Below are 7,732 nucleotides of genomic sequence, written 5' to 3' on the forward strand. Positions count from 1 at the left end.
ACTTTCCATGGCCGATTGCTCAGATTGTGCTCCAACATCACGAAAAACTCGATGGCTCTGGCTATCCGCAGGGCCTCACCAGCGAAAAAATTCTCATCGAGGCAAAAATTATTACGGTCGCCGACATCGTGGAGGCCATGGCTTCCCATCGGCCCTACCGCCCGGGCTGGGGCATCGACAAGGCCTTAGACGAGATTTCTCAAAACAAAGACCGATTTTATGATCCGCAGGTGGTCGATGCCTGTGTGCGGCTGTTTCAGGAGAAAGGGTTCAGCTTTCAGTAGACTTGGTCGGGGGTCGGGGATCAGTAAATAAAGTTACATGTTTCAAGATGCAAGTTTCAAGTGTGAAAAGCCCTGGACCTGTAATTTGGTATCAGTTTAGCTTTTTGAAAGACTGTTTTCACCGCAAAGGCGCAGAGAGCGCAAAGAAAATATTTTTATTGTTTGCCGTTGAGAGGCGGCAAACAATAAACTTCGCCACCCTGCTGCCGGCTTCCAAATGGAAGCCTTTGTTTAAGGTCGACGAAGTCGACCGCGTAATTATTTAGCCGGAGACCAGAGCTGGTTTGAACAATCCCGCCTCTCACGGGATTGTTCAAATAAAATCTCTCTGCGTTCTTAGCGGCTTTGCGGTAAATAGAAACCGCTTTTCCCAACACCTAAAGTGTTACGTAATTTGAATCTTGTAACTTGAGACTTGCAACTTGCAACTTTTGATAAAGGTTCCATGCCAGAAATGAAACTCGGACGTTTGCTTGTGGTCGATGACGAAAGGGAGTTGATGAACTCCTTGTGCGAGATGCTGGCCAAACAAGGCTATGAAGTCACAGGCTTTACCTCAGGGCCGGAAGCCCTGGAGGCCATGAAAGACCAGGAATTCGATTTGTTACTGACGGATTTGATGATGCCCGATATGGATGGGATTATCCTTATCCAAAAGGCCCTGGAAATAGACCCGGAACTGTGCAGTATCATCATGACCGGCCATGGGACCATCCAAACGGCCGTGGAGGCCATGAAGATAGGGGCACTGGATTATATCCTCAAACCTTTCAAATTGTCGATCCTGCTGACGGTTCTTTCCCGGGTTTTGGAAATGCGCCGGATCAAGATGGAAAATCTCCAGTTAAGAGAAACGGTGGCCATTTACGATCTTTCCCGGGCCATTGCCTTCACCCTGGACCTGAAAACCATTCTAAATAAAATGGCCGATGGGGCACTGGAGCAATGCAAAGCCGATGAGGCCTCTGTTATGTTACCCACCGAGGATGGAAAGGCCCTTGATGTCGTTGTCGCCCGGGGGAAAAACCGGGAAACCCTGGTAGGGCAGAGGATCCCTGTCGAAGAGGGTATCTCCGGCTGGGTCGCCCGCTTCCGGGAACCCCTGGTCCTCCAGGGGGAAATCCAGGATGCCCGTTTTGCTCCCCTCAAACCCCGTGAGGATATTTATTCGGCCCTTTCCCTACCCATGATGGTGGGCGGGAAATTAGTGGGCATATTGAATGTCCACACCACCCATCGGGGACGTCCTTTCAGCCTGGGACAGGTAAAGGCCTTGAATATCCTGACCAGTACTGCCGCCTCGGCTTTGGAAAACACCAGGCTCTATACCCGATTACAGGAGGCCGAAGAAAAATACAAGGCCATCTTTGAAAATGCCAATGAAGTCATTTTTGTGGCCGAGAGGGAAAGGATTGTTTTTGCAAATCCCAAGACACTGGAAATGAGCGGCTATTCCCTGGAGGAACTTGGATCAAAGCCATTTATCGATTTTATTCATCCCCAGGACCGGGCCAAGGCCATTGAAAACTATTTAAAAAGAAAAAGGGGTGAAAAAGTTCCCCCGGGCTTCTCTTACCGAATGCTGGATAAACACGGCCATGCCCTGTGGCTGGAACCCAATGTGGTTTCGATTTATTGGGCCGGGAAACCGGCTACTTTGTATTTTATCAGTGATATCACTATTCGAAAGCGAGCAGAGGAAAAGCAAAGACTGTTCCTTAAGGTCCTGGACCTTCTGAACCAAATCAGGGAGAAAGGGGACCTGATCCGGAAGATCCTTTATCTTTTGAAGGAAGAAACCGGGATCGAGGCCATCGGCATCCGTCTCCGCGAGGGCGAAGATTATCCTTATTATGAAACGAAAGGATTTTCCGAGACTTTTCTGGAAGGGGAAAGATATCTCTGCGCCCGTGACGAGAAGGGTGAAATCGTCCGCGATGCCCAGGGCCACCCCTATCTGGAATGTATGTGCGGGATTGTCCTTCGCGGCCGGACGGATTCCTCTCTCCCTTTTTTCACCAGGGGCGGGAGTTTCTGGACCAACAGCACCTCAGCGCTTCTGGCTTCAACATCTGGAAATAATTTTGATGTGCGTACAAGGGATCGCTTCAAAAAAGAAGGCTATGAATCGATCGCCCTGATTCCTCTTCGTTCAGGAGATGAAATGATCGGTCTTCTTCAAATGAACGACCAAAGACCAAACCAGTTCTCCCTTGATAGAATCGAATTCCTTGAGGGGATCGGGGCCAGCGTCGGGATAGCCCTGGCCCGGAAGCAGATGGAAGAGGCCCTCAAACAAAGTGAAGAGAAATATCGGGGGATTTTCGAGCATGCCGTGGAAGGCATTTTTCAAACTACCCCGGCAGGTCAATTCATCAGCATAAATCCGGCCCTGGCCCGGATGCATGGTTTTGCCTCTCCGGAAGAGATGAAAACGAGCATTACCGACACCGGCAAACAGGTATTCTTAGACCCTGAAGCCAGGATAAGGTACCGCAAGCTCCTTGAAGAACAAGGGGGGGTGGAGGGCTATGAAGTACAGATGTTTAAAAAAGACGGTGGAAAGATCTGGGTGTCGATTAATGCCGGTGCAGTTAAGGATAAAGAAGGAAAGATACTCTACTTTGAGGGGATAACGCAGGACATCACCCAGCGCAAACAGGCCGAGGAAGCCCTCAAAAAGAGTCTGGTCCAATTAAAAAAGGCCAACGAGGGGATCATCGAGGCGATCGTCATGGCCGTGGAAACACGGGACCCTTACACCTCCGGACATCAGAAAAGGGTGGCCAGACTGGCCCAGGCTATTGCCGGGGAGATGGAATTGCCCGGGGAACAGATCGAGGCCATCTACATCGCGGGTTCCATCCATGATTTGGGGAAAATCTCCATCCCGGCCGATATCCTGACCAAGCCCTCCAAGCTTTCGGATATAGAATTCAGCCTGATCATGACCCACCCGGAATCAGGGTATCGCATGCTGAAAGATATCGAGTTTCAATGCTCGCCGGCCCGGATCATCCTCCAACACCATGAGCGGCTCGACGGCTCTGGCTATCCCAACGGTATAAAAGGCCGGGAGATCCTGCTCGAAGCCAGGATCATCGCCGTTGCCGACGTGGTCGAGGCTATGGCCTCCCACCGGCCCTATCGTCCGGAAAGGGGCATCGGCAAGGCATTAGAAGAGATTTCTCAAAACAGGGGCCGCCTTTATGATCCGCAGGTGGTCGAGGCCTGTGTGAGGCTTTTCAGGGAGAAGGAGTTCCGTTTTGAGTGATGCGTTTTAAATTTCAAATGAAATGAATCCGATGATTATTTCCCTGTCTGAGGGATCTTGCGCATGAACGGACGAAAAGGAGGAATTGGAAGATGAGCAATCAGAATGAAGGACCGACCACCTACGACGTGACCAATTTTACCATCCGGGAGGTAACGGAATGTGGCAGGGCGGTGCGGACCATGGGTGTGGGGGCTTCAAGTATGGAGGAGGTGGCGGGCAGGATCGTGAGATACCTGCACGATACCCTGATCGACGTACAGACCGGTGAGCGGGCCTGTCCTCTGGTCCGATTTTTCAAGACCCAGGCCTATGAAGGTCTCGATGATGATCTTAAAGCCTTTGCTCTGAACATGCTCGGAGGGAGCACCCCTTTGCCGGGGATGAAATGCCTGACCCTTTTGGGAACTGTTGGAGAAAATCAGGAATGGAATTCGAGAGGAACATCGAAGGGGCATCAGGCGATTCCTCTGCCAAGCGAGGAGGTAGTGCATCAGATTCCGATGGTGCGAAATCTCATCAAACAGTTGGGACTGAGCGTGCGTTCAGTTGTGAAACCGGACCCGTTGCTCCTGCTGGATATAGAGCAGAAGACCTATAATGTGTTTCTTGTTCCGAAAGCGCCTGGCAGTCCTTATGTCCCGGCCCAGAAAGAATTTGTCATTCCCTATGGGATAAAGTCGGTAATGGGATTTGGCGGAATGCTCCCCTCGCTGGATATCTTTGTGATTATCATGTTCCTGAGGGTCTCAATTCCAAGGGAAGCGGCCGATCTTTTCAAGAACCTGTCCCTGAACGTAAAACTGGCGGTATTACCCTTTGAAAAGACGGTGTTCGCTCACCCGGGAAAGGTTGCTTACTAAACCCTCATGCCCCGGGGGGCACCACGAATCATGAAAATAGATACAAGGTCCAAGGATTTTCATACTTGAAACTTGCATCTTGCATCTTGAAACTCTATTTTCGTGTTAAGCACTCATGCCCGGGTCGGGCACTACGAAGAATGAAAATGTCTTTCGCCGACCCCCGATCCCTGACCCCCGATCCCTGAACGTTATTTTCGTACTAAAGGCGATGGAAGGAGACGAAGTATATGGAGGATGACGGACCTGCAGCCGTTGAGAATCAGCTTTTCAGGTCTCAAATAGCGGCCCTGGAACAACTGCTCGAGGTGTACGAAAAGAGCGTGCTGGAAAAGACGGACGAGCTTTATGCGGAGATTGCCAAGCGCAGGCAAATAGAAGAAGCTCTGCGGCAGTCCGAAGAGAGATATCGAACCATAATAGAAGAGATGGAGGAATGGTATTTTGAGACAGATCTTGCCGGTACCGTTATTTTTTCCAATGATGTTTTCGCCAAGGTTGTGGGATATTCTCAAAAAGAGTTAACCGGCTTGGATTTTCTATCCATCACCAAAAGGGAAGAATCTGATTTGCTCTACAACCGATTCAATCAGGTTTTTAAAACAGGCCAACCGACCAAGAATATTCCCTATGAATTTATCCGCACAGACGGCACGGTAACCTCTGCCGAATTTTCCATCTTTCCCAAGCGAGATAAGGAAGGCCAGGTTTGCGGGTTAAAGGGAGTTGGACATGACATCACCGAGCGCAAGCGGGCCGGAGAAAAGATTCAGTACCTGGCCACACACGATGTCCTGACGGAACTGCCCAACCGCTCGATGTTCAGCCAACTGTTAAATCACGCCATTCAGGCGGCACACCGTTATCAGCGTCAGTTTGCCGTGCTGTTCATCGACTTGGATCGCTTCAAGATTATCAATGATACCTTGGGACACGAAGCAGGAGATCGACTTCTGCAAGAAATCGCCAGGCGGTTGATGCAACCGTTGCGGGCAGTTGATGTTGTCGCCCGTCTGGGAGGAGATGAGTTCGTTATATTGATCGAGGAGGTAAGCGATTCAAGCCAGGTCGCCACAGTAGCCCACAAGATTCTTACCAGCATTATTAAACCCATAACGCTTATGGGGCAAGAATGCCGCATAACGGCGAGCATCGGCATCTGCCTGTACCCGAAGGATGCCGAAGACGAGCAATCCCTGATGAAAAATGCCGATATAGCCATGTATCTTGCCAAAGAGGAAGGCAAGAACAATTACCAATTCTACTCCGAAGATATTCAAGCAAAATTGTTAGAACATCTATCGATCGAAACAAACCTGCGCTTTGCCCTTGAGCGCAATGAGCTCTCTTTGCATTATCAGGCAAAAGTTGACTTCAAAACGAATGCGATTACTGGCGTGGAGGCGCTCCTGCGCTGGCAGAATCCATACCTTGGTTCGGTAACCCCCACGCAATTCATTCCGGTGGCCGAAGAAACAGGATTAATAATCGCGATCGGTAAGTGGGTGATGAAGACCGCCTGCGTCCAAAATGTTGCCTGGCAACAGCAGGGTCTTCCCGCTGTCTGCATGGCGGTAAATTTGTCGCTACGACAACTCACAGATGACAATCTGATAGATGATATCAAAGCAGCGCTGAATGATTCCGGTATGGCGCCAAATCTACTGGAACTCGAAATTACAGAAAGTATGGTGATGTATAATCCGGGGCGTATGATTTCTGTATTGGCTAAAATCAAAAGCATGGGCGTGCGGCTGGCCATTGACGATTTCGGCACCGGCTACGCTTCTCTTGCCCATATCAAGCACTTCCCCGTCGATACGCTCAAAGTGGATCGATCCTTCATCCGTAACATCCCGAAAGACGCTGAAGACAAAGCGATCACCGAGGCGATTATTGCCATGGGCAAAACTTTAAGTCTTACTGTCGTCGCTGAAGGCGTAGAAACGGAAGAACAAATGAACTTCTTAAAGGACCACTCCTGTGATGAGATGCATGGTTATTACTTCAGTAAACCTATTATGCCCGAACAATTTGCCGATCTGCTGCGGAAACATGTCTCCTTTCCACCGAAACGGATAGGTCGATGAATAAAAGATTGAGATTTCAGTTTCTGTTGCCTTATTACAGCGATTTCCAGAAAGGAGAAAGGGTTTCGGTTTGAGTGGGTGAAAGACCAAGAGTGCCGATTTTAGAAGACAGATTGCAGAAGTGGATAATCAAAAAAGGGGGTTTAGTTTATGGATCCAACCAAGGAAACAGGAACTCTGGATGCTAAAGAGGTGCTTAAGGTCCTGGTGGCCGTTAAAAACGGGGATTTTTCAGTCCGTCTGCCGGCCGAATGGACCGGGATCAACGGCAAGGTAGCCGACACCTTTAACGACATCCTGGCCTACAAGCAGAGGATGGTTTCGGAGATCAAAAAGGTCAGCCAGGCGGTGGGCCGGGAAGGCAAGATCCGGAAGCGGATGGCCATGGGGGAAGGATCGGGTGAATGGGGGGAGATGGTCGAGGCGGTTAATGCCCTGGTGGATGATATGGCCCAGCCCACCAGCGAGATCGGCCGGGTGATCGGGGCCGTCAGTAAGGGAGATCTCTCCCAGTACATGGATGTGGAGGTCGGGGGCCGGCCTCTTTCCGGGGAATTCCTGCGCACGGCCAAGGTGGTCAATACCATGGTGGATCAGCTCAAGACCTTCTCTTCAGAGGTGACCCGGGTGGCCCGCGAAGTGGGCATGGACGGGAAGCTGGGGGGGCAGGCCAAACTCGAAGGGGTCTCCGGGACCTGGAAGGATTTGACCGACAGTGTCAACGGCATGGCCACCAACCTGACCAATCAGGTGCGGGGTATCGCTAATGTGACTACGGCCGTGGCCAACGGGGACCTTTCCCAGAAGATCACGGTCGAGGCCAAGGGCGAGATACTGGAACTTAAAGACACCATCAATATCATGGTCGATCAGCTTTCCACCTTTGCCTCGGAGGTGACCCGGGTGGCCCGCGAGGTGGGCACGGACGGCAAACTCGGAGGCCAGGCCAAGGTGGAAGGGGTCTCCGGGACCTGGAAGGATTTGACCGAGAGCGTCAACTTCATGGCCACCAACCTGACCTATCAGGTTCGGTCTATCGCCAACGTGACTACGGCCGTGGCCAACGGGGACCTTTCCCAGAAGATCACCGTCGAGGCCAAGGGCGAGATACTGGAACTTAAAGACACCATCAATATCATGGTCGACCAGCTTTCCACCTTTGCCTCGGAGGTGACACGGGTGGCCCGGGAGGTGGGCACGGACGGCAAACTCGGGGGCCAG

At 51.1% G+C, this 7,732-nt stretch carries 5 protein-coding genes; all 5 read left to right on the forward strand.

The features are described 5' to 3' along the window. Nucleotides 1-284: HD domain-containing protein (locus tag HY879_27045; protein ID MBI5607004.1), on the forward strand; the 284-nt coding region annotated here is incomplete at its 5' end. A 445-nt stretch (nt 285-729) separates the two neighbouring features. Then, nucleotides 730-3,558, forward strand: a complete 2,829-nt coding sequence (locus HY879_27050) for a PAS domain S-box protein (GenBank protein MBI5607005.1) — start codon at nt 730-732, stop codon at nt 3,556-3,558. 92 nt (nt 3,559-3,650) lie between these two features. After that, a complete protein-coding gene (locus tag HY879_27055) occupies nt 3,651-4,421 on the forward strand; it encodes a hypothetical protein (GenBank protein MBI5607006.1) in 771 nt (256 codons plus the stop codon). 230 nt (nt 4,422-4,651) lie between these two features. Then, a complete protein-coding gene (locus tag HY879_27060) occupies nt 4,652-6,511 on the forward strand; it encodes an EAL domain-containing protein (GenBank protein ID MBI5607007.1) in 1,860 nt (619 codons plus the stop codon). Nucleotides 6,512-6,661: 150 nt separating this feature from the next. Further along, the coding region (locus HY879_27065) for a HAMP domain-containing protein (protein MBI5607008.1) at nt 6,662-7,732 on the forward strand (1,071 nt) is incomplete at its 3' end.

Source organism: Deltaproteobacteria bacterium (genome assembly GCA_016219225.1).
Taxonomy (GTDB): domain Bacteria; phylum Desulfobacterota; class RBG-13-43-22; order RBG-13-43-22; family RBG-13-43-22; genus RBG-13-43-22.

What these genes read in the sequence shown, in the direction of transcription:
- HY879_27055 (MBI5607006.1), top strand. Translation starts at nt 3,651, where the DNA reads ATGAGCAATCAGAATGAAGGACCGACCACCTACGACGTGACCAATTTT.
- HY879_27060 (MBI5607007.1), top strand. Translation starts at nt 4,652, where the DNA reads ATGGAGGATGACGGACCTGCAGCCGTTGAGAATCAGCTTTTCAGGTCT.
- HY879_27050 (MBI5607005.1), top strand. Translation starts at nt 730, where the DNA reads ATGCCAGAAATGAAACTCGGACGTTTGCTTGTGGTCGATGACGAAAGG.